Source organism: Streptomyces sp. NBC_00310, assembly GCF_036208085.1.
GTDB lineage: Bacteria > Actinomycetota > Actinomycetes > Streptomycetales > Streptomycetaceae > Streptomyces.
Map to the genome: position 1 here is coordinate 6,619,574 of NZ_CP130714.1, position 21,660 is coordinate 6,641,233.

Here is a 21,660-nt window from a genome sequence, read left to right on the forward strand (position 1 = left end):
GGGCCCTACTCCTCGCCGTCCTTCTTGTCGCCCTTGCTCCCCTTGCCCCCCTGGTCCGGCTTCTCCTCCTCCTGCCGCTTCAGCTCCTCCTCGCGGCGGCGCAGGTCGGCCTCCCAGCTCTTGAGGAGGGACTCGTCCTTCTTGTTGTCCTCGGCGAGGGACTTCAGGAACTCGGGGTTGTCGTCGGGGGCGACGTACTGCGTGCGGTGCTCGCGGTGCCACTCGGAGGGGGTGCGGCCGCCCGCGGGGGCGTTGCGGAGCTTGCCGGCGGCGAGCCAGGCGATCGGGCCGACGATCCAGAAGAGCAGGATGATGAAGACCCAGGCGATCTTCGGCAGGTGCTTCGCCTCGTCCTCGGGGGTGTTGAGGCAGTCGATGAACGCGTAGATCGTCAGCGCCAACGGCACGAGGTACATCAACACCCTGAGCATGGAACAGCCCCCTGGAAACGGCGGTGGGCCCGCGTACCGGCCCCCGGAAATGACGGCGGGACCGTGCGCCGGGCCCCGTGACGGGGTCAGGGTAGCCCCTCGGGGATACTTGACCCCATGGCTTACGACGATCTTCGCTCCCTGCTCCGCGCACTGGAGCGCGAGGGCGATCTCAAGCGCATCAAGGCCGAAGTCGACCCCTACCTGGAGGTCGGGGAGATCGTCGACCGGGTCAACAAGGCCGGCGGCCCCGCCCTGCTCTTCGAGAACGTGAAGGGCACCTCGATGCCCCTCGCGATGAACGTCTTCGGCACGGACCGCCGCCTGCTGAAGGCCCTCGGCCTCAAGTCGTACGGCGAGATCAGCGAGAAGATCGGCGGCCTGCTCAAGCCGGAGCTGCCCCACGGCTTCGTCGGCGTGCGCGAGGCGTTCGGGAAGCTCGGCGCGATGACCCACGTCCCGCCGAAGAAGGTGAAGGCGGACAGCGCCCCCGTACAGGAGGTGGTCCTCCAGGGCGACGACGTGGATCTGGAACAGCTTCCGGCGCTGTTCACCTGGCCGAAGGACGGCGGCTCCTTCTTCAACCTCGGCCTCACCCACACCAAGCACCCCGAGACCGGCGTACGCAACCTCGGCCTCTACCGCCTCCAGCGCCACGACAAGCGCACCATCGGCATGCACTGGCAGATCCACAAGGACAGCCGCAACCACTACCAGGTGGCCGCCAAGCGCGGCGAACGCCTGCCGGTCGCCATCGCCTTCGGCTGCCCGCCCGCCGTGACCTACGCCTCCACGGCCCCGCTTCCCGGTGACATCGACGAGTACCTGTTCGCCGGGTTCGTCTCGGGGAAGCGGATCGAGATGGTCGACTGCAAGACGGTGCCGCTGCAGGTGCCGGCGCAGGCGGAGGTCGTCATCGAGGGCTGGCTGGAGCCCGGCGAGATGCTCCCCGAGGGTCCGTTCGGCGACCACACCGGCTTCTACACCCCGCAGGAACCGTTCCCCGCCCTGAAGATCGACTGCGTGACGATGCGGAAGCGGCCGTTGCTCCAGTCGATCGTCGTCGGCCGCCCGCCGACGGAGGACGGCCCGCTGGGCCGCGCGACGGAACGCTTCTTCCTGCCGCTCCTGAAGATCATCGTCCCGGACATCGTGGACTACCACCTGCCCGAGGCCGGCGGCTTCCACAACTGCGCGATCATCTCGATCGACAAGAAGTACCCCAAGCACGCGCAGAAGGTCATGCACGCGATCTGGGGCGCCCACATGATGTCCCTGACCAAGCTGATCGTGGTCGTCGACTCCGACTGCGACGTCCACGACCTGCACGAGGTCGCCTGGCGCGCGCTCGGCAACACGGACTACGCCCGGGACCTCTCGGTGGTCGAAGGCCCGGTGGACCATCTGGACCACGCCTCCTACCAGCAGTTCTGGGGCGGCAAGGCGGGCATCGACGCCACGAAGAAGTGGACCGAGGAGGGCTACACCCGGGACGGCGGCTGGCCCGACATGGTCGAGTCCGACCCCGCCACCTCGGCCCTGGTCGACCGCCGCTGGAAGGAGTACGGCCTGTGACCAGCGCCTCCGCCGCGATCCCCCAGCCGGGCCGGACGAAGGCCTTCCTCCGCCTGGTGATGATCGAGCACTCGATCTTCGCGCTGCCCTTCGCGTACATCGCCGCGCTCACGGCCATGTTCCAGCTGGACGGCAACGTCCACTGGGTCCGGCTGCTCCTGGTCACCGTCTGCATGGTGGGCCTGCGTACCTTCGCGATGGCGGTCAACCGGATCATCGACCGCGAGATCGACGCCCGGAACCCGCGTACGGCACACCGCGAGCTGGTGACGGGCGCCATGTCGGTCAAGCACGCCTGGACGGGCGCCCTGATCGCGGTCGTGATCTTCCTCGGCTCGGCGGCGCTGCTGAACCCGCTCTGCCTGGCCCTGGCCCCCGTCGCCGTCATCCCGATGGTCGTCTACCCCTACGGCAAACGCTTCACGAACTACCCCCAGGCCATCCTGGGCCTCGCCCAGGCCATGGGCCCGGTCGGCGGCTGGCTCGCGATCACGGGGGAGTGGTCCTGGGACGCGGTCGTCCTCGGCCTGGCCGTCGGCATCTGGATCGGCGGCTTCGACCTCATCTACGCCTGCCAGGACGTCGAGTCCGACCGCGAGTCCGGCGTCCTGTCGGTGCCGGCCCGCTTCGGCATCCCGGCGGCGATCTGGGCGGCGAGGGTCTGCCACGTCCTGACGACGGGCCTGTTCGTCTGGTACGCGGTGGCGACGGACGCGGGCGCGTTCCTGTGGCTGGGCCTGGCGGTCGTCGCGGGCGCGTTCGTGTACGAGCACTCGATCGTGCGGCCGCACGACCTGTCGCGCCTGAACCGGGCGTTCTTCTCCGTCAACGGGTTCATCGGCATTGCCCTGTTCGTGTGTGCGCTGCTGGATCTTCTGGTTCGGGGTCTGACCCTCTGAGTACGGTGCGGCCTACCATCGAGTGCAGAGAGACGGAGGCCGACGTGACCATCTCGGACAGTGACCGCCTGCACTCGCAGCTCGCCCGGTACGAGGACATGTTCCGCGGATACCGGATGGAGATTGTCGAGGGCAACATCGTGATGAGTCCGCTGAGGCCGTTCCACAACGAGACCATCATGCGGCTTTGGACACAGCTGGAAGCTCAGCTGGGCCCGGAGTGGGGTTTCATCAGCGATGTGGCCATCCCGTTCAGCGACGACTTCGAGTTCTGCCCCGATCTCGCGCTCATCCCAGCGGCCGAGAAGAACCGGAATCTGACGTCCTACGCACCCGACCTCATCGAGCTCGCCATCGAGGTCGTCTCCCCAAGCAGCGTCCGCAACGACTACGAGGTCAAGAACAAGCAGTACGCCTCTCGAGGCATCCCGAATTACCTGATCTTCGATCCGCAGAAGGCGCATCTCGTCACGCTCTGGAATCCCGGCCCCGACGGCTACCGTGGACGAGACACGCTTCCGTACGGCGGCAAGCTCACCGTGGAGACCAAGATCGGTCGCCTCACGGTCGATTCCAGCCGCCTTCCTGTGGACCCCGGGTCACCCAGCGCGCCCTGAGCGCGGCCCGTCCGCCCGGCGCCGGAACAGGAACGCCGCCACCACCCCCGTCACCAACCCGATCAGATGCCCCTGCCAGCTGATGCCGGTCTCGGTCGGCGCGACCCCGGCCAGGATCGACCCGCCCCAGACGGCCGCGACGAGAACCCCTACCGCCACCCCCATCAGCCGCCGCTCGACGAACCCGCTGACGACCAGGAAACCGAAGAGCCCGAAGACCACGCCGGACGCGCCCGCCGTGTTCGTGTTGTCCGGGGATATCAGCCAGACCCCCAGCCCGTCCGCGACGATGATCAGCGCGCACACGGCGGCGAACCGGCGCAGCCCGCCGAGCGCCGAGAGGAAGCCCAGCACCAGCAGCGGCACGCTGTTCGCGGCGACATGGGCGAAGCCGAAGTGGATGAACGACGCGGGCACGACATCGACCAGCTCGGGCACCGAACGCGGCACGATGCCGAAGTCGTCCAGCGCATGGCCGGTCGCCGCATCGACGACTTCCAGGATCCACAGCAGCGCCACCCAGCCCACCATCAGCTTGGCCGCGGCCTTCGCACGGTCCCCGCGCGACCACTCCCGCTCCGGGCTCAGCGCCCCACGCACTCCACCAGCCATGTCGAACCCCCGAGTCATCTCGTCCCCTCCAGGAAACGGCCGTGCCCCCTTGACCGGTTCCCGCCCCGCGGCGCCGGATAGGCTCGGGGTCGTGAACCCAGTCAAGCCAGGAGAGACGCCGCGTACGCCTTGGATCGTAGGGGTGTCCGGCGCATCCGGCACCCCATACGCCGCGGCCGTGCTGCGCGCGCTCCTCGCCGCCGGCGAGCGCGTCGACCTCGTGGTGTCCCGGGCCTCGCGGCTGACGCTGCTGGACGAGACGGGAATCTCCTTCCGGGACGCGCACTGGCGCGACGACCTGCGGGAATGGCTGGCCCGCGGGGCCGACGGCAAGCCCGACACGTTCGCCGTGAACGTCGAGGGCGACCGCGTACGGCACTGGAGCGCAGGTGACCTGGCAGCGGGGCCGTCCTCGGGCTCGTACCCCGTCAAGGGGATGCTGATCGTCCCCGCGTCGACGGCGTGCGTCGCGGGCGTGGCCCTGGGGCTCTCCAAGGACCTGCTGCAACGGGCGGCGAGCGTGACCCTCAAGGAGAGCCGGCGTCTCGTGGTCGCCGTACGCGAGACCCCGTTGAACGGGCAGACCCTGCGGCACCTGGTGACCCTGGACGAGGCGGGCGCGACCGTACTGCCCGCGTCCCCGGCGTTCTACGCGGGGGCCACGCACATCCAGGACCTGGTGGACTTCGTCGCCGGACGGGCGCTGGACGCGGCGGGCGTCCCACACACCCTGTACCGGCGCTGGGAGGGCGACGTGGGCGGCGGACGGGCTTCCCGTACGACCGACTGAGCCGTAAGCGCCCACCCCGGCCCCGTATCACCCTCATCCCGCTCGTCCCACTGAGCACGTATCACCCACAACCTGAGCACGTAGCACCCACAACGCAACTCTTCAGCGGAAGGCAACCGATCGCATGGACGCGGTGGACAGGCAGCTCATCCAGGCCCTGAGGGAGAACGGCCGGGCCTCCTACGCGGAGCTGGGACGCCTCGTCGGCCTGTCGGGACCCAGTGTCACCGACCGCATCAACCGGCTGGAGGCGGCCGGTGTCATCACCGGCTATCGCGCCACCGTCAACGCGGCCTCCCTCGGCCTCGGCGTGACCGCGCTCATCGGCATCTCCCTCTCCGACGCCGTCGACCACGAGGACGTGGCGCAGCGGCTGCGGGACCTGGCCGAGATCGAGGACTGCTGGTTCATCGCGGGTGACGACTCGTACATGCTCAAGGTGCGCGCCCCCGACGTCGACGGTCTGGAGAAGACCATCCGCCGGCTCTCCGGCACGAAGGGCGTGTCCAGGACCCGTACGACGATCGTGCTCTCCACGAAGTGGGAGAACCGGGTGGGTGAGCTGCCGGAGGAGGAGTAGGGCAGGAGACGTAGGGTTGACGAGGTCTTCGAGGCAGACAGGCAGGTCGGTCGGTGAAAGGTGTGGGCATGGACGTCGGGCTCAAGCGCGAGCTGGAGGAGAAGGTCCGCTCCGGCGAGCGGCTGACCCGCGAGGACGGCATCGCGCTGTACGAGTCGGACGACCTGGCCTGGCTGGGCGGTCTGGCGCACGAGGTGCGGACGCGGAAGAACGGTGACGTCGTCCACTTCAACGTCAACCGCCACCTCAACATGACCAACGTGTGCACGGCCTCCTGCGCGTACTGCTCCTTCCAGCGCAAGCCGGGGGAGAAGGACGCGTACACGATGCGCATCGAGGAGGCGGTGAAGCTCGCCAAGGCGATGGAGGGCGAGAACCTCACCGAGCTGCACATCGTCAACGGCCTGCACCCGAACCTCCCGTGGCGCTACTACCCGCGCTCCCTGAAGGAGCTGAAGGCCGCCCTCCCGAACGTGTCCCTGAAGGCCTTCACGGCCACGGAGATCCACCACTTCGAGACGATCAGCGGCCTGTCGGCGTCCGAGATCCTCGACGAGCTGATCGAAGCGGGCCTGGAGTCGCTCACCGGTGGCGGCGCGGAGATCTTCGACTGGGAGGTCCGGCAGCACATCGTCGACCACCGCACCCACTGGGAGGACTGGTCGCGGATCCACCGCCTGGCGCACGAGAAGGGTCTCAAGACCCCCTGCACCATGCTCTACGGCCACATCGAGGAGCCGCGCCACCGGGTGGACCACGTCCTGCGCCTGCGCGAACTGCAGGACGAGACCGGCGGCTTCCAGGTCTTCATCCCCCTCCGCTACCAGCACGACTTCGTCGACATGCAGGACGGCAAGGTACGCAACCGCCTCCAGGCCCGCACCCAGATGGCAACGGGCGCGGAGGCGTTGAAGACCTTCGCGGTGTCGAGGCTGCTGTTCGACAACGTCCCCCACGTCAAGGTCTTCTGGGTCATGCACGGCGTCCAGACGGCCCAGCTGGCGCTCCAGCACGGCGCCGACGACATGGACGGCTCGGTCGTCGAGTACAAGATCACCCACGACGCGGACAACTACGGCACGCCGAACAAGCTGACCCGCGAGGACCTGCTCGACCTCATCCGCGACGCCGGCTTCCGCCCCGTCGAACGGAACACGAGGTACGAGATCATCCGCGAGTACGACGCCCCGGACCCGTCCCGCAGGGACTCCCCCCAGCCGATGCGGCTCTGACGGACAGGCTCTCCGCCTACGGCCCGATGAACCCGATGAGCCCGATGAAAAAGCAGGGGGCGCAGCCCCCGCTTTTTCAGGGGCGCGGGGAACTGCGCGAGAAGCCCCACCGGACCCGCACCCGGGGGTCGAAGGGGCGCAGCCCCTTGAGGATGGGACGGGTAGGGGCGGCGGGGGCGGAACCCCCTTGAGACGCCCCGCAGGTAATGATTACGGTCGCCCCATGCCCCTTACGTTCCACCTGGACCCACCCCTCACCCCCACCCTCCACGACGGCATCCTCACCCTCTGGTCAGACGTCTCGAACGCCGGCGGAGCCGTGGGCTTCGTCCCCCCGGTCACCCCGGAAGTCATCCGCCCAGAACTCCTGAAACACCTGGTCGCCATGGCGGAAGGCAGGCACCGCCTCCTCCTCGGCCTCGACTCCACCGGCACCCCCGCCGCCACCGCGTTCTTCAGCTTCAACACCCACCGTCTGATGACCCACTGGGTCTGGCTGTACACGGTGATGGTCCACCCCGCCCACCAGGGCAAGGGCTACGGCCACGCCCTCATGCGGGCGGCCGAGACCACGGCCCGGGACTTCGACGGCATAGACGCCATCCGCCTGTCCTGCCGGGGCGGCCTCGGCCTGGAACGCTTCTACGCCTCCTGCGGCTACAAGGAGGTCGGCCGGGTCCCCGGCGCCATCCGCGTCGCCCCCGACGACCACCGCGACGACATCACGATGCTCCTGCCCCTGACCTGAGGCCCAGGGCCTCGGGGGCCCGGGGGCCCGACACCCCCCTGCAAGATCGCACGCCGACCGTGCTTCACTGGACGATGCCCTTCGGCAACGTTCGGAACGGAAACGGAAGAGTGGATTGAGATGCTCCGCTACACACTGATGCGCCTCGGTATCTTCGTGGGCTGCTTCGTGGTCGTCTGGGCCCTCGTCTACTCCGGCATCGCCCCGCGCGGCCTCGGCGCCTCCAACGGCATGTGGGTGGTCGTCCTCGCCCTTCTGGTCTCCGCGCCGATCAGCTTCGTCGCCCTGCGCAAGGAGCGCGACCGGGCCTCCGTCCGGATCGCCCCCCACCTCGACCGCTCCATCGACCGCGTCAAGTCCAACCTCGCCGCCAACCGCAGCCAGGAGGACGAGGCCGACGACGAAGCGAGGACGCGGACCCCGGAGACGGCCGAGGACGCGAAGTCCGACGAAGCGACGAAGTCCGACGGGGCGACGAAGGCCGGCGAAGCGACGAAGTCCGGCGAAGCGGTGAAGAGCGACGAAGCGGTGAAGAGCGACGAAGCCGTGAAGACCGCCCAGCCCGCGTCGGGCAAGGCTTCGTAGGTCCGTTCGCCGGCCCGCGGGGAAGATCACCCGCCCGACGCCCAGGTCCGTACCCGCCGTCGGAACCGTACGCTTGCCCGCATGGGTGCTGTGAAGAGCAAACGGATGCCCCGCGCGGTGCGGGAACAGCAGATGCTGGACGCGGCGGTGCGGACCTTCGGGCAGCATGGCTACCGGGCCGCGTCGATGGACGAGATCGCCGAACTGGCGGGCGTGTCCAAGCCGTTGGTGTACCTGTACCTGAACTCCAAGGAAGACCTCTTCACGGCCTGCATCCGCCGCGAGGCCAAGGCCCTCACCACCGCCGTACGCGCGGGAGTGAACCCCGAGCTGCCCGCCGACCGCCAACTCTGGGAAGGGCTGCTGGCGTTCTTCACGCACACCGCGCACAACCCGGACGCCTGGGCCGTACTGCACCTCCAGGCCCGTACGCACGGCGAACCGTTCGCCGCCGAAGTGGCGGCGATGCGGGAGGAGATGGTCGCGTTCGTGACCGGGCTGATCCTGGTCGGCGCCCGGGAGGCCCGCCGCGACCCGTCACTGCCCGAGCGTGAGGTCGCCGGTCTCGCCGAGGGCCTCGTCGGTGCCGCCGAGGCCCTCGCCGCCTGGGCCAACGCCACCCCCGGCATCACCGCCCGCCAGGCCGCGGCCACCCTCATGAACTTCGCCTGGGCCGGCCTGGGCGACCTGATGGAGGGGCGCCCCTGGACACCGCCGATCGCGAGCGAACCCGGGGGGTGACGTTCGCGGGGCGGCCGCGGGGCGTGGGTGGTTGCTCGCGCAGTTCACCGCGCCCCGGAAAGACGCTGGGTGCGCCCCATGCCGTCAAGGGGCGCGGCGACCGGCGCGACCGGCCCCCACCCCGTTACCGTCTTCGTAGCCCCGCGGGCGAACAGCCGACTCCCGCACTCCCGCCGGTGCGCTCAGGCGACGAGCGGGTACACGTGGCCCCTCACATGAACCCGTCCGCCGCCCGGGCCGGAGGCGTCGCCGCCGCGCAGTTCGAAGCCGCCCCAGGCCTGTCCGTCCGCCGCGTACGTCACCGCGCCCGGCAGCGGTACCGGCGCGCGGAACTCCGCGCGGACGAGGGTCGCCGGGGGTGCGCCGTGCTCGGCGAGGCAGCGGGCCACGGTCCACATGCCGTGCGCGATCGCCCGGGGGAAGCCGAACAGGCGGGCGCCGAGCGGATGCAGATGGATCGGATTCCGGTCCCCGGACACCGCCCCGTACCGCCGCCCCACATCCCCGGCCAACCGCCACTCGGCGACGGCGGGCAACGGCTTCCGACCCTCCCGCGACCGCTCGCCCCGCGATGGTTCGTCCCGCGGCCGCTCGCCCCGCGATGGTTCGTCCCGCGGCCGCTCGCCCCGCGATGGTTCCTCCCGCGACCGCTCACCCCCGCCGCCCGGCGCGTCCTCGTTCCGCCGGTGCCGGGCGAGATACGTGCTCCGCGATTCCCACGCGATCCCGACCCCGTCCCCGACCCCGTCCCCGTCCCGGACCCCGACCCCGTCCCTGTCCTCGCGCCCGTCCCGCACCTCGGTCACGACCGTCGCCTCGGTGCCCCGGCGATGGGGCGCCAACTCGTCGACGTACACGGTGATCTGGTACTCCCCGGTGGCGGGCAGCCGGCGCCGCCGGGTGATCTCGATCGACGTGTGCACGAGCCCGAGGAGGGGCAGCGGGAAGTCCCGGCCGGCCATGATCCGCATGGCGAGCGGAAACCCGAGGACGTGCGGATACGTCAGCGGAACCGCGTCCTCCCCGGTGGGGAACCCGCAGACCCGCTCGTACGCGGCGAGCCGGGCGAGGTCGATCCGGACGCCGGGCAGGACGAGCCGGGGGAACCTGGTGGGAGACGTGGGCCGGGAGGCCGCGCGGGGGAGCTTGAGGCTCTTGCACGGCGAGAGGAGGGCGCCCTGGGCGAGACGGGAGCCGAGGGAGGGCGGTTGCGTGAGGGTGAGGGTGTGCATCGGACGGATTCCCCCTTCGCCGGTGGTGCTCGCCGTGGTGTTCGCCGTGGAGCTCCCCGCCGTGGTGCTCCTGTGCCGCGACCGCGGACCACGACCTCCAGGACGGCCTTCTTACCCGGAAGTCATGTTACCCGAGGTAATGCCCTGGTAAGGCTTCGATGGACGCCAGAACTGAACGACCCTCAGGTAACTTGGCACGCCCTTGACCTGCGCTTGAGCCGCGCGCAGGTGGCCGGCGACACTGCACACCCCCGGCCCGGTTCCATCTCCGGACTATCGCCACACTCACACCAACCTCACACACCAACCCCGTACGATCCGGACACACCGAACGCCCAGGAGTCGCCCGTGTCCAGCCTCGAACACACCGAACCCGCGCTGGTGGAACCCGAGTTGAAGCGGCTGGACGGCACCGTGCGAGAGGCGTACGTCCCCGCGCTCGCCGCGCCCGTGACCTACGGCTCGCTCGCGGACATCCCCTTCGACAACGCGACCCACGAGCCCGACTCGGTCGTCCTCAGCCGCAAGCGCAGCGGTACAGCCACGGGCACGGGAACAGGTGCAGGGACAGACACAGGCACAGGCACAGGCACGGACAAGGGCAGGGACGCGGGCAAGGGGGAGGGCGGCTGGCGGGACGTGACGGCGGCCGAGTTCGCCGCCGAGGTGCTCGCGCTGGCGAAGGGCCTGATCGCCGACGGTCTGATGCCGGGTGACCGTATCGCCATCATGGCGCGGACGACGTACGAGTGGACGCTCCTGGACTTCGCGGCCTGGGCGGCGGGCCTGGTGACGGTCCCCGTCTATCCGACCTCCTCCGTCTTCCAGACCCGCTGGATCCTCCAGGACTCCGGAGCGGTGGCGCTGGCCGTGGAGACGTCGGGCCAGGCCGCCGCCCTCGGCCCCGAACTCGACCGCATCCCCGACCTGCGCCACATGTGGGTCTTCGAGAAGGGCCACCTGGACCGGCTCGCCGAGCTGGGCCGTGATGTGTCGGACCAGGAAGTGGCCGTACGACGTGGGGTGTTGGGACCCGACACCCTGGCGACCCTGATCTACACCTCGGGTACGACCGGCCGTCCCAAGGGCTGCGCCCTCACCCACGGCAACTTCTGCGCCGAGGTCGACAACGCGATCGACCTCCTCTACCCCATCTTCCGCGCGAGGACGGACGAGGAGGCCTCCACTCTCCTCTTCCTCCCTCTCGCCCATGTCTTCGGCCGCATGGTGGCGATCGCCTGCATGCGGGCGCGGATCCGCGTCGGCCACTCCCCGAGCTTCCGCACGGAGGACCTCCTCGCCGACCTCAAGACCTTCCGGCCGACGTTCCTGCTCCTGATCCCCTACGTCCTGGAGAAGGTCTTCAACACGGCCCGCGCCTCAGCCGAACGCATGGGCCGCGCGTCGTCGTACGACCGTGCCTCGGCCGTCGCCCGCCGCTACGGCGAGGCCCTGGAGGCGGAGCAGCACGGAACCGGCCCCGGCCCCTCCGCGTTCCTGAAGGCGGCCCGCACCTTCTACGACCCCCTGGTCTACCGCCGCATCCGCAAGGCACTGGGCGGCCGGGTCCGTTACGTCATCTGCGGCGGCAGCCCCCTCGGCCGCCGCCTGGCCGCCTTCTTCGCCGGCGCGGGCATCGACGTCTTCGAGGGCTATGGCATGACGGAGACGACGGCCGCCGTCACCGTCACCCCGCCCAACCGCCCCCGCCTGGGCACGGTCGGCCGGCCCCTGCCCGGCACCCGGGTCCGCATAGCCGCCGACGGCGAGATCCTGCTCCACGGCGGCCAGATCTTCCGGGGCTACTGGGACCCTCAGGCCGGGGGCGTCGTCCCGGCGGGCCCCGACGGCTGGTTCGCGACCGGTGACATCGGCCACCTGGACGACGAGGGCTACCTGACGATCACCGGCCGCAAGAAGGAGATCCTCGTCACCGACAGCGGCAAGAACGTGGCCCCGGCCCCGCTGGAGAACTGGCTCCGCTCCCACCCGCTGATCGCCCACGCCATGGTCATCGGCGACCGCCGCCCCTACGTGACCGCCCTGCTGACCCTGGACCCCGAGGGCATCACCCACTGGACCCAGATGAACGCCAAGCAGGACATCCCCCTCGAACGCCTCGCCGACGACCCGGACCTGCGGGCCATCCTGCAACGAGCCGTCGACGAGGCCAACCGCCTGGTCTCCCGCCCCGAATCCATCCGCAGGTTCACGGTCGTCCCCGCCGGCTTCTCGGAGGAGGCGGGCCATCTGACCCCGTCGATGAAGCTGCGGCGGGAGGTCGTGGAGCGGTCCTTCGCGACGGAGATCGAGGGGTTGTACGAGAAATGATGCGGAGGCCGCACGAGAAAGTGATCCGGGGGCCGCACGAGAGAGTGTGCGGGGGCCGCACGAGAGAGTGATGCGGGGGCCGCACGAGAACAGGGCGTGATTCCTCTCCCTGTTTCCCCATCGCTCTACTGACCTGCGGCCGGATCGCCGTCCCCCAGCCCGACCCACCAGTACCCGTCGTCCTTGACCAGCAGCAATTCCTGCTGCTGGTCGGTCCTCTCGTACGTCAGCCGGACGGGATTGAAGTAGTCCACGACCCCCTCCAGCACGGTGACCTCGACATGCCCGCGCGCCCCCTCGCCGAACTCCCGCACATGCTCGTACGCCGCGCCCCGGGTCCCGTCGTACGCGGGCCCCGCAAGCTCCATGAGCCCCTCCACGTCACCGGCCTTGAGCCGCTGCACATACGCCCGTACGACGGTGTCGACGTCCTCGGCGGTCTCCCGGACATCGGGATACTCGGACTTCCCGGCCCGCACGGTCACATCGATGCGGGGCGAGTCGGCGACCGCGTACGGCGCCCGGAACCAGTTCCACCACACGACCCCGACCGCCCCGAGAACGACGACGAGCCCACCACAGCACAGCAGAACGCCCCGCTTCTTCATCACCCTTGCTCCGCCCCGCAACGCCCCGCCCCGTCCCGTCCCGTTTTCGCCGACCGGACCACCCCTCGGCCGACTCCTCCATAGAGAGTCGTTTCAGCCGGACTCGGTTGTACCCGCCGACGAACTTCCCGGCTCAACAGTCCGTCGCACGGGTGGGCGTACGCATGGGTGTGCGTGCGTCGGCCGGGGCGGAACGCCGCTGAGCCGTCGTCCCCGACACCACGTTCCGCTCGCCTTCCCGAAACTCGGATGTTTTTGGCGTGACGCCGCTGCCCGGTCGGCGCGGAAAAGGCTGTCGGGGAAAAGGCCCCGGCGGGAATGCCGCCGTCGAGTTCTCAGGATTTCCACATTCCGTGCGCTGGTCCTCTGCCTCGGCTTTCGTCTCCTTTCCCTTCCGTCCCTGGTGGAACTCCGGTCGCCGTAAGGAAATGCAAGCAAGCCGAAATTACGTCAAGAAAAGCGATCGGTGTTTTCAGGACTTTGCCTGCCGGGAGGGGCAACGAAATCGTTTCTGCATATCTACGATTCCGAACCATGACCGACACTCCACGGGACGACTCCGCCACCCGTGCGCGCTGGCAGACATGTCTCAGGCTCGCCCGCGAACTCCTTCTCGTCGGGCCGGACGACAAGGACCTCAAACTCGGCTATCTCCACACCCTGATCGACACGGGCCGCCTCGGCCCCACCCACCACCCGCGCAAGAAGATCCTCGTCATCGGCGCCGGTATCACCGGTCTCGTCGCCGGCCGTCTGCTCAAGGACGCCGGCCACGACGTCACCATCATCGAGGCCAACGAGAGCCGGGTCGGCGGACGTATCAAGACGTTCCGTGCCACCAGGCACCACCAGCCCTTCGAGGACCCCGCCCAGTACGCGGAGGCCGGCGCCATGCGGCTGCCCGACTTCCATCCGCTCGTTCTCGCCCTCGTCGACAAGCTCGGGCTCGGCCGCCGCCAGTTCTACAACGTGGACGTGGATCCCTCCACCGGCAGTGGCCCCGAGGTCCCCGTCCCCCCGGTGACGTACACCTCCTTCACCGGCCGGACCTGGAGCTACGGCGACGACAGCCCCGACTTCCGCGAGCCCGACAAGCGGGGCAACTCCTGGATCCGGGCCAACCGCGTCCAGGTGCGGCGCGCCGACTACGCCACGACCCCCGAACGGATCAACGAGGGCTTCCACCTCACCGGCGACGAGGTCCGCGCCCCCGTCGTGAGGATGGTGGACGACGCGCTGGAGAGCGTGCGCGACTACTACTCCGATCTGGTCGACGGCAAGCGCGTCAACAAGCCGTTCGACGAGTGGGTCGAGGGCTGGGCCCGGGTGATCCGCGACTTCGACGGCTACTCGATGGGCGGCTTCCTGCGCGACCACGCCGGGCTCAGCGACGAGGCGATCGAGGCCGTCGGAACGCTGGAGAACATGTCCTCACGGCTGCATCTCTCCTTCTTCCACAGCTTCCTGAGCCGCAGCGACATCAACCCCGCCGTCCGCTACTGGGAGATACCCGGCGGCAGTTGGCGCCTGCCGCACGCCCTCCACGAGGGCCTGCGCGACGAGGTGCGGCTCGGCCACCGCATGATCCGCCTCGAATACCACGATCCCAGCCGCGACACCGCCCCCGAGGGCACCGCCGTCGGACCCGACGGACGGGGCGTGACCGTGCAGACCGTCGCCGAGAACGACCCGCAGGCCCCGCCGCGCCGCTGGACCGCGGACCTGGCGATCGTCACCATCCCGTTCTCCGCCCTGCGCTTCGTGGAGATCGTCCCCGCGATGTCGTACAAGAAGCGCCGCGCCATCATCGAGACCCACTACGACTCAGCCACCAAGGTGCTGCTGGAGTTCAGCCACCGGTGGTGGGAGTTCACCGAGGACGACTGGCGGAGCGAACTGGAGAGCATCTCGCCGGGCCTGTACGAGTACTACCGGCAGGGTGGCGAGGAAGGCACCGCTACGACCCTCTCGCTCATCCGGGAGGGGGTCTCGGGGTCCGCCTCCGGCCTGCTCGGCGCCGCCGTCAAGGACAGCGGTGTCACCGAGGAGATGCGGCGGATCGACAGCACCATGCCGCTGCGCGGCCCCGCGGTCCGCCCCGCCACCCACGCCTTCGGCGGGGGCTCGGCCACCGACAACCCCAACCGGTTCCTGTACTACCCGTCGCACCGGGTCGAGGGCAGCACCGGCGGCGTCGTGCTCGCCTCGTACTCCTGGTCCGACGACGCCGCGCGCTGGGACTCCATGCGCGACGCGGAGCGCTACGTCTACGCCCTGCGCAACCTCCAGGCCCTGCACGGCCGGCGCATCGAGGTGTTCTTCACCGGGCGCGGCGCCACCAAGAGCTGGGCCCGCGACCCGTACGCCTTCGGTGAGGCCGCCATCTACACCGCGCACCAGATGACCAGCTTCCACCTGGACGTCTCCCGGCCCGAGGGTCCCGTGCACTTCGCCGGGGAGCACACCTCCCTCAAGCACGCATGGATCGAGGGTGCCCTGGAGAGCGCCGTCCGCGCGGCCGTCGCCGTCCACCAGGCCCCGCCGGTCACCACCCCGGGCCCGGACCAGGAGGAGGACCGCTCGTGACCGCGATCACCCCCGGGTGCACGGTCGCCCGCTACCTCGCCCTGCGCCTCGCCGAGTTGGGCATCACCCACCTCTTCGGCGTCCCCGGCAACCACCTCGGCCCCTTCCTGACCACGCTGCGGGCCGAGGGCGACATCGAGTGGGTCGGCACCCCCACCGAGGGCGGCGCGGGCCAGGCCGCCGACGCCTACGCCCGCATCCACGGCGTCGGCGCGGCCGCGGTCACCTACAGCGTCGGCGCGTTCAACCTGCTGGGCGCCTGCGGCGGCGCCTACGTCGAACAGGTCCCGCTCATAGCCGTCAACGCCTCTCCTCCCTACGAGCAGTGGCAGAACTACCGCGCCCTCGGCCTGCTCACCTCCCACATGAGCCCGCGCCCGGAGAGCAACCTGGACGTCTACCGACAGGTCACCGTGGACGCGCGGCTCATCTCCAATCCTGGCCTCGCCCCCGCCCAGATCGACGCCGCGCTCACCGCGTGCCTCTCCGAGCGCAGGCCGGTCTACCTGGAGGTCATGGAGGACCTCTGGGACGAGCCCTGCGCCGAACCCGGGGAGCCGATCGTCCGCCGCGAGCGGCCGTTCGGCGCGCGCAACCAACTCATGCTGGACCACGCCGTGAACGCGATCCTCACCCTGGTCGAGGAGCACCCCGGCCCGGACGGCACGCCCCGCCCGATCGTGTGGGCCGGCGAGGAGATCGACCGGTTCCGCCTCGGCGGGGAGCTCACCGACCTGGTGGAGGCCACCGGAGTGCCGTTCTGCACCACCGTCGGCGCCAAGGCCGTGGTCGACGAGGACCTGCCGCAGTTCCACGGCGTCTACAACGGCCACGCCAGCCACCCGGACGTGCACCGGATCTTCAAGGACTGGGCCACCTGCCGGATCGGGCTCGGCGCCTGGTCCACGTCGAAGAACCTCGGCGGCGAACAGTGCGTCGGCGGCGACTGGGTGATGGCCGCGAACGGTGGCGTCAGCGTCGGCACCGCCTACTTCCCCGACGTCCAGCTCGAACAACTCCTGCCCGCCCTCCAGGACACACTGGTGAAGCGCTACGGCTCCGGGGGCCTGGCCGCCGACTACTACGCCGAGGCCCATGCCCACGCCCATGCCCACCACGGAGCGCCCGTCGACCGCCCCGCCGACCTGGAGCAGCACCGCGCCTCGCTCCGCACCAGCGGCTCACGGTCCCGGCACACGGAACGTCACACCGAACATCACGCCGAACATCACGCCGAACGGCTCACCTACGACGGTGTGTTCGACCGGATCAACCACTTCCTGGGCGAGGAGACCCGGCAGGACTGGACGGTCGTCTCCGACGCCGCGTTCTCCCTCATCGGCTCGATGAACCTCTCCCTGCCCGCGGGCGGGTTCCAGTCGCAGGTCAGCTGGCTGTCCATCGGCTGGTCGGTCGGCGCGGCGACCGGCGCCGCGCTCGCCCCCGAGCGCGCACACGCCCGCCCGATGGTGTTCGTCGGCGACGGCGCCTTCCAGGAGACCTGCCAGGAACTCTCCACCCACACCAGGCTCGGCCTGCGGTCGGTCGTCTTCGTCATGGACAACGGCCACTTCTACGGCATCGAACAGATGCTGGTGCACCCGTCCTACTACGCCGCCGCCGCCGACGCCGCCGCCGACGCCGCCGACGCCGCCGACGACGACGACCGGGGCTCCCGCGACCCCGACTTCTACAACGTCCTCCACCCGTGGCACTACGACCGCCTCGCGGCCGTCTTCGCCGGCAAGGAGACCCCGGCGACCGGGATCACCATCTCCCACACCTCCGACCTCGACGACCTGCTGACCCGCCTCACCGACCCGACCGACCCGGTCAACGCCGGCCCCCTGCTGGTCCGCGTCCGCCTGCACCGGCACGACTATCCGCGGGCGATGGCGTACAAGGTGACACCCCCACATCCGAAAGGGACAGAAAATGGCTGATCTCAACGTACTGATCGCGTTCGACGCGGCCACGATCGTCGAACAGAATCCCAACGCGTCGAGGAACCCGGACGCACCCACCTACGCCGACCACAACCTGATCTACATGACGACCCGCCACGACCACATCGTCGGCACGTCGGGCGCCGAACTGAACCTCCGTGCCGAACCCGGCGACAGCATCAGGTGGCGCGAGACGACGCTCTCACTCGGCAGCGAGTACAAGGCTTTACTGTACAAATACGTGAGCAGCGACACCGGCCACCAGCTCATCAGGACACCGGAGATCGAGGTGATCGACGGCATCTACCCGATGCCGAAGGAGGGTTCCGAGGGCAGGCCGGAATTCGTGACCCAGAACTACCAGGACCACTACTGGCGGACGACCGTCAAAAAGCCCGGCAAGGTCGTCTACCACTTCTACTTCCAGATCCTGGACCGCCACCGGCAGTTGAAGGGCTACTTCCAGTGGGACCCCTTCATCACCATCGAGAACCCCTGACGATCCTCGGGTGAGCGCCAGGCCAAGGTGATCCCCGAACAGTTCGGCGATCACCTCGGCCTGGTCTCAAGGTGCGGTCCTCTATCGGTTCAGATCGAGGAGGGGCACACCCCTGCCCTTGTATGCCTTGGGTTCGACCGTGGCGACGAGGGCGTCCGCTCCCCACTCGGGAAGGTGGCGTACGGAGTGGATGGCCGCGGCGATGCCGGGCGGTACCCCGTCCCTGCGTAGCCCGGCGACGGCGAGCACGGCCGTGTAGTCGAGGTCGAGGGTGTGGATGACGTCTAACTGACCGATGTGCTCGGCCAGCCCGAGATGCTCCTCGTCGGCCTCAAGGATGGACAGCGTCGGAACCCACAGGCGGGTCTCGGGCTCGAAGTGGGCCCGGTGGACGAGCGCGGACACCTGGCGGTTGCCCGCCAGCGCGAGCAGGGTAGGAGTGTCCAGAACGAGATGGTGCTGGATCACGCGGCGGACTCCTGACCGCGAGCGAAGGCGTCCCGGAGCCTGCGCCCCATGGCCGCGCTCTCCTCGTCCGTAACCTCCACACCGAAGTGTTCCGCGAGATACTCCCGGGTCCGCTCGGCCCGTTCCCGCCGCTCCTCTTCGGTGAGCGTGCTCTCCGCGAACTCCTGCACCAGTGAACGGATCGACGTATTACGGGACTCCGCGATGACCGCCAGGCGGTCTCGGACCTCGGACGGTACCCGGATCATGGCGTCAGACATGGCGCAAGTATACGTCGGCGTATACGCGAGATCGGTCGCTTGCGGGAATCCCCGCTTCGGAGGTCCTCGGTTGTGACTCGGCCGGGCCGTGGTTGCCCATGAGCTGCCTCAGTCTGCTGCCGCCATGCCGACCGCCTTCGCGGACAACTCGGCGACCACCTCGTCGTCCTCGTCCCCCTCGGTGGCGGACACCGGCCCGAATCCCAGCGACGTGTACAGGCGCTCGGCGGCGGTGTTGTCCGGGTGGTACGACAGGCGCAGGACCTCACAGTCCGTGCGGTCCGCCAGCCAGCGCATCAGAGTGCGTGCCGCCGCCCGCCCGATCCCCTTGCCCTGCTCGGCGGCGTCGATCAGCATGCCGCCGATCCAGTACGAGCCGTCCTCGTCGCGCCCCCACATGACATGCCCCACGACGGTGTCGCCGGCGCACACCGCGAGCGAGTTCCATACGCCCTCGCGGAGGGAGAGGAGGAGATAGCGAGCGGCCAGCGCGGGAACGTACCGGCGTTGGTCGTCCAGCGGAGCGACGTCCGCGACGGCCCGCCAGTTCTCGTCGTCCACGTCATGGAGCGCGACGTGCCGCCCAGTGCCGTCCAGCAGTCCGAGACTGATCATGCGGGCTGGCTACGAGCTGTCCCGGCCGCGAGGAACGTGGTCCAGGCCGTGGGGGAGAGGGCGAGGTGAGGGCCCGTGGGGTTCTTGGAGTCGCGGACGTGGATGGTCTGGGGGCAGGGGGATATCTCGACGCATTCGCCGCCCGCGCCACTGCTGTGCGATGACTTGCGCCAGGTATAGGCGGCTTCCAGGCAGTCGCCGCCCTCGCCGTCGCTGTAGCTGGACTTGAACCAGTTGAGTTGTTCAGTGCTCATAGCTCCCCCAGCTTTTTTTCGATCAGGGCCCGGGACTCCATGGGGTTGAGGGCCAGTGCGCGCATGATCCCATAGCGATCGGCGATCTTCCGGACCCCTTCAGGGTCGGTGATCAGGCGCGGATACCCCTGCGCCTCCGTGTACGCGACTTGGGCGTGCCCCTTGGGAGCCAGCAGGTTGAACGCCCCGCCCAGGTTGGGGTGTTCCTCGCGCTTGGTCGGCATCACCTGGATCTCGACGTTGCGCATGCCGCCGACGTGCAACAGGTGCCTCAGCTGACCCGCGTGCACCGTCCGCCCGCCGATCGGCCGGTCAAGCACGACTTCTTCGAGTACGTAACTCACGGCAGGCGGCGGCCAACGGTCGAAGACCTGCTGCCGGGAAAGCCTGTCGACCACACGCTTCTCGATGGTCTCCTCGCTCAGGAAGGGGCGTCGCTGGGAGAACACTGCTCGGGCGCAGTCCTCGGTCTGCAGTAGCCCATGCACCACTTGGTTGCAGTAGTGGTGCAGCTCAACTGCCTCCGCCTCCAGCCCGGCGTAACTCCGATACCACTCCGGATGCCTCGTCCGCGCCTTCTTCATCCCCTCCTTGATCTCAGGGACCATCGCCCTCAACAGCCCGCCGGCATCCAGAAGTTCATCCGCCTTCTCCAACACCTCCGGCCGAGCCACCCGCACCCCCCGCTCCATCGCTCCGATCGCATCCGGCCCGTACTCCACCGCCTCCCCCAACTCCTTCTGCGTGAGCCCCGCCCGCTCCCGCAGTAGCTTCAGCAGCTTGCCGACCGCCGCGAACAACCCGGTCGTACCGTCGGCCTCCGCCGGAGTCTCCGGCCTGCGCTCATCCGCCATCCCCCTGCACCGCCCTCACCTCGTCGTGGTCACGGCCGACGAGCCGACGCCTCGCACACCGCACCCATACGGCTACACAGCGTCCCGCCGTCGTACCTGGTCAGACTAGAACCGGACGACCACGCTGAGTGACATGAATTCAGAAACCCCCACCGTCCTTGGTGAATTCAGGCAGCTCTTCACCCCCAGCCGCCGAGGCGCCCGACTCGCGCGAAGGGTGGTCGCGCAGCGGCTGCACGCCTGGGGCATCCCCAGGAGGAGCGAGGTGTACGACAACGCCGTGCTGGTCGCCGCCGAGCTGGTGACCAACGCGGCCATGCACGGGTACGTCTCCGGGCACAGCTTTCTGCTGAAAGTGGTGTGGGTGACCGGCACCGTACGTATCGAGGTGGCCGACGCGTGCGAGAAGCGGCGGCCGAAAACGCGGCGGCCGGAGCCCGGGGCCGAGTCCGGGCGGGGGCTGTTGATCGTCGAGGCCCTCGCCGAAAAGTGGGGCGTCGAGGACCGCGCCCCGGGCAAGAGCGTGTGGGCCGAGCTGAGTACCGGTACCAACGCCGGCCCCCAGCGGCGTCAGGACGTGGGCTCGTCCACCTGCGGCTCCAGCAGCACCTCGGTCGCGCTCACGCCCTTGGAGGCGCCGAACGTCTCGACCATCACTCCGAGGTAGGTGCCGGTCACCTCCAGAGCAGCGCGGTCGTCCCCCAAGCGCAGGTCGAGCCTTGCCCGGGGCGCGCCCCCGTGGTCCGGCATGCGGTGGATCCGCGCCGCCGGGTAGCGCAGGCTCGTCAGCTTCTCCTGCACCGCCTCGTAGGTGGTGGTGTCCTTGCCCGAGAACGCCTTGCTGATGCGCAGTGCGTTCCGGTCGGCGACACACTGCTCGGTGACGTCCAGCGGCACCGGATCGTAGGGGTCCGTCGGCACCGGATCGACCGGATCGACCGGCGTGGTCTCGGTGGCGGAAGATGCCGCCAACTCGCCGCCGGCCTCGACGTCCGGGGCACAGACCTGCCAGAAGAGGTCCTGCAACTCAAAGAACCGCGCCTCCGCGTCGTCGCTCGCCGCGGCGACGCCGACCGTGGAGGTCTGAGCGGCCGTGGCGCTCGGCGCGGCGAGGCCGCCCAGGACGGCGGCGCTCCCGAGCGCGGCCGCCAGCAGGCACTTCGGAAGGAAGTGCTTCGCAAGGAAATTCGGTCTCAT

Annotated in this window: 24 protein-coding genes; 14 read left to right on the plus strand and 10 right to left on the minus strand. The window is 69.5% G+C overall.

The annotated features are described in order from the left end of the window. Window positions 1–5: 5 nt before the first annotated feature. A complete protein-coding gene (locus OG202_RS29020) occupies window positions 6–431 on the minus strand; it encodes a PLD nuclease N-terminal domain-containing protein (RefSeq protein WP_328223830.1) in 426 nt (141 codons plus the stop codon). A gap of 117 nt (window positions 432–548) precedes the next feature. Between OG202_RS29020 and OG202_RS29025 the strand changes: the two genes are divergently transcribed. Genes OG202_RS29025 through OG202_RS29035 form a run of 3 tightly spaced genes read left to right on the plus strand, consistent with a single transcriptional unit; the run spans window position 549 to window position 3,522 of the window. Further along, complete coding sequence (locus tag OG202_RS29025) at window positions 549–2,006, plus strand: menaquinone biosynthesis decarboxylase (protein ID WP_328223831.1); 1,458 nt, start codon at window positions 549–551, stop codon at window positions 2,004–2,006. Continuing rightward, on the plus strand, window positions 2,003–2,905 hold the full coding sequence (gene mqnP / locus OG202_RS29030; protein ID WP_327728255.1) for a menaquinone biosynthesis prenyltransferase MqnP: 903 nt from the start codon (window positions 2,003–2,005) through the stop codon (window positions 2,903–2,905). The genes OG202_RS29025 and mqnP overlap by 4 nt, the downstream gene beginning before the upstream one ends. Before the next feature lie 44 nt (window positions 2,906–2,949). Then, window positions 2,950–3,522 (plus strand): Uma2 family endonuclease, encoded by a 573-nt coding sequence (locus OG202_RS29035; protein WP_326579093.1) that lies wholly within the window; start codon window positions 2,950–2,952, stop codon window positions 3,520–3,522. On the opposite strand, the gene OG202_RS29040 is transcribed toward OG202_RS29035, so the two are convergent. After that, the gene (locus tag OG202_RS29040) at window positions 3,505–4,134 is read right to left on the minus strand and encodes a rhomboid family intramembrane serine protease (protein WP_327728254.1); all 630 of its coding nucleotides are present in this window, start codon (window positions 4,132–4,134) and stop codon (window positions 3,505–3,507) included. The genes OG202_RS29035 and OG202_RS29040 overlap by 18 nt on opposite strands. Window positions 4,135–4,225: 91 nt before the next feature. On the opposite strand from OG202_RS29040, the gene OG202_RS29045 reads away from it, so the two are divergent. From OG202_RS29045 to OG202_RS29070, 6 genes are all read left to right on the plus strand, one after another. Next, window positions 4,226–4,924, plus strand: coding sequence for a UbiX family flavin prenyltransferase (locus OG202_RS29045; RefSeq protein WP_326579089.1), 699 nt, complete (start codon window positions 4,226–4,228; stop codon window positions 4,922–4,924). Window positions 4,925–5,048: 124 nt separating this feature from the next. Then, window positions 5,049–5,504, plus strand: coding sequence for an Lrp/AsnC family transcriptional regulator (locus OG202_RS29050; RefSeq protein WP_326579087.1), 456 nt, complete (start codon window positions 5,049–5,051; stop codon window positions 5,502–5,504). 68 nt (window positions 5,505–5,572) lie between these two features. Then, a complete protein-coding gene (gene mqnE, locus OG202_RS29055) occupies window positions 5,573–6,736 on the plus strand; it encodes an aminofutalosine synthase MqnE (RefSeq protein WP_327728253.1) in 1,164 nt (387 codons plus the stop codon). A gap of 223 nt (window positions 6,737–6,959) precedes the next feature. Continuing rightward, window positions 6,960–7,484 carry a GNAT family N-acetyltransferase gene (locus OG202_RS29060; RefSeq protein WP_326579083.1) on the plus strand — a complete coding sequence of 175 codons (525 nt, stop codon included), beginning with the start codon at window positions 6,960–6,962 and terminating at the stop codon, window positions 7,482–7,484. Window positions 7,485–7,604: 120 nt separating this feature from the next. Further along, window positions 7,605–8,069 (plus strand): DUF4229 domain-containing protein, encoded by a 465-nt coding sequence (locus tag OG202_RS29065; protein ID WP_328223832.1) that lies wholly within the window; start codon window positions 7,605–7,607, stop codon window positions 8,067–8,069. 81 nt (window positions 8,070–8,150) lie between these two features. Next, window positions 8,151–8,810, plus strand: coding sequence for a TetR/AcrR family transcriptional regulator (locus OG202_RS29070; RefSeq protein WP_326579079.1), 660 nt, complete (start codon window positions 8,151–8,153; stop codon window positions 8,808–8,810). A 182-nt stretch (window positions 8,811–8,992) separates the two neighbouring features. On the opposite strand, the gene OG202_RS29075 is transcribed toward OG202_RS29070, so the two are convergent. Then, window positions 8,993–10,042: a MaoC/PaaZ C-terminal domain-containing protein gene (locus OG202_RS29075; protein ID WP_328223833.1), complete on the minus strand. Its 1,050-nt coding sequence runs from the start codon at window positions 10,040–10,042 to the stop codon at window positions 8,993–8,995. Between the two features lie 348 nt (window positions 10,043–10,390). Here OG202_RS29075 and OG202_RS29080 point away from each other — a divergent pair, with 348 nt between their 5' ends. Then, window positions 10,391–12,373, plus strand: a complete 1,983-nt coding sequence (locus OG202_RS29080; protein ID WP_328223834.1) for an AMP-dependent synthetase/ligase — start codon at window positions 10,391–10,393, stop codon at window positions 12,371–12,373. A 125-nt stretch (window positions 12,374–12,498) separates the two neighbouring features. On the opposite strand, the gene OG202_RS29085 is transcribed toward OG202_RS29080, so the two are convergent. Further along, window positions 12,499–12,981, minus strand: coding sequence for a hypothetical protein (locus tag OG202_RS29085; RefSeq protein ID WP_327728249.1), 483 nt, complete (start codon window positions 12,979–12,981; stop codon window positions 12,499–12,501). A 534-nt stretch (window positions 12,982–13,515) separates the two neighbouring features. Here OG202_RS29085 and OG202_RS29090 point away from each other — a divergent pair. Genes OG202_RS29090 through OG202_RS29100 form a run of 3 tightly spaced genes read left to right on the plus strand, consistent with a single transcriptional unit; the run spans window position 13,516 to window position 18,012 of the window. Continuing rightward, a complete protein-coding gene (locus OG202_RS29090) occupies window positions 13,516–15,567 on the plus strand; it encodes a flavin monoamine oxidase family protein (protein WP_327728248.1) in 2,052 nt (683 codons plus the stop codon). Continuing rightward, the gene (locus OG202_RS29095; protein WP_328223835.1) at window positions 15,564–17,510 is read left to right on the plus strand and encodes a thiamine pyrophosphate-binding protein; all 1,947 of its coding nucleotides are present in this window, start codon (window positions 15,564–15,566) and stop codon (window positions 17,508–17,510) included. Before OG202_RS29090 ends, OG202_RS29095 begins: the two co-directional genes overlap by 4 nt. Further along, complete coding sequence (locus OG202_RS29100; protein WP_327728246.1) at window positions 17,503–18,012, plus strand: inclusion body family protein; 510 nt, start codon at window positions 17,503–17,505, stop codon at window positions 18,010–18,012. The genes OG202_RS29095 and OG202_RS29100 overlap by 8 nt, the downstream gene beginning before the upstream one ends. Before the next feature lie 81 nt (window positions 18,013–18,093). Here OG202_RS29100 and OG202_RS29105 read toward each other — a convergent pair whose 3' ends face one another. The 5 genes from OG202_RS29105 to OG202_RS29125 form a co-directional block, all read right to left on the minus strand. Continuing rightward, on the minus strand, window positions 18,094–18,480 hold the full coding sequence (locus tag OG202_RS29105) for a hypothetical protein (protein WP_327728245.1): 387 nt from the start codon (window positions 18,478–18,480) through the stop codon (window positions 18,094–18,096). Further along, entirely contained in the window at window positions 18,477–18,740 is a 264-nt protein-coding gene (locus tag OG202_RS29110; RefSeq protein WP_257541927.1) for a hypothetical protein, read from the minus strand. Before OG202_RS29110 ends, OG202_RS29105 begins: the two co-directional genes overlap by 4 nt. Window positions 18,741–18,848: 108 nt before the next feature. Continuing rightward, the gene (locus OG202_RS29115) at window positions 18,849–19,355 is read right to left on the minus strand and encodes a GNAT family N-acetyltransferase (RefSeq protein ID WP_328223837.1); all 507 of its coding nucleotides are present in this window, start codon (window positions 19,353–19,355) and stop codon (window positions 18,849–18,851) included. After that, on the minus strand, window positions 19,352–19,609 hold the full coding sequence (locus OG202_RS29120) for a DUF397 domain-containing protein (protein ID WP_328223838.1): 258 nt from the start codon (window positions 19,607–19,609) through the stop codon (window positions 19,352–19,354). Before OG202_RS29120 ends, OG202_RS29115 begins: the two co-directional genes overlap by 4 nt. Then, window positions 19,606–20,463: a helix-turn-helix domain-containing protein gene (locus OG202_RS29125; RefSeq protein WP_328223839.1), complete on the minus strand. Its 858-nt coding sequence runs from the start codon at window positions 20,461–20,463 to the stop codon at window positions 19,606–19,608. The genes OG202_RS29120 and OG202_RS29125 overlap by 4 nt, the downstream gene beginning before the upstream one ends. A 133-nt stretch (window positions 20,464–20,596) precedes the next feature. Between OG202_RS29125 and OG202_RS29130 the strand changes: the two genes are divergently transcribed. Beyond that, window positions 20,597–21,130, plus strand: a complete 534-nt coding sequence (locus tag OG202_RS29130) for an ATP-binding protein (RefSeq protein ID WP_328223840.1) — start codon at window positions 20,597–20,599, stop codon at window positions 21,128–21,130. On the opposite strand, the gene OG202_RS29135 is transcribed toward OG202_RS29130, so the two are convergent. After that, window positions 21,034–21,660, minus strand: coding sequence for a hypothetical protein (locus OG202_RS29135; protein WP_328223841.1), 627 nt, complete (start codon window positions 21,658–21,660; stop codon window positions 21,034–21,036). The two genes, OG202_RS29130 and OG202_RS29135, sit on opposite strands and share 97 nt — an antisense overlap.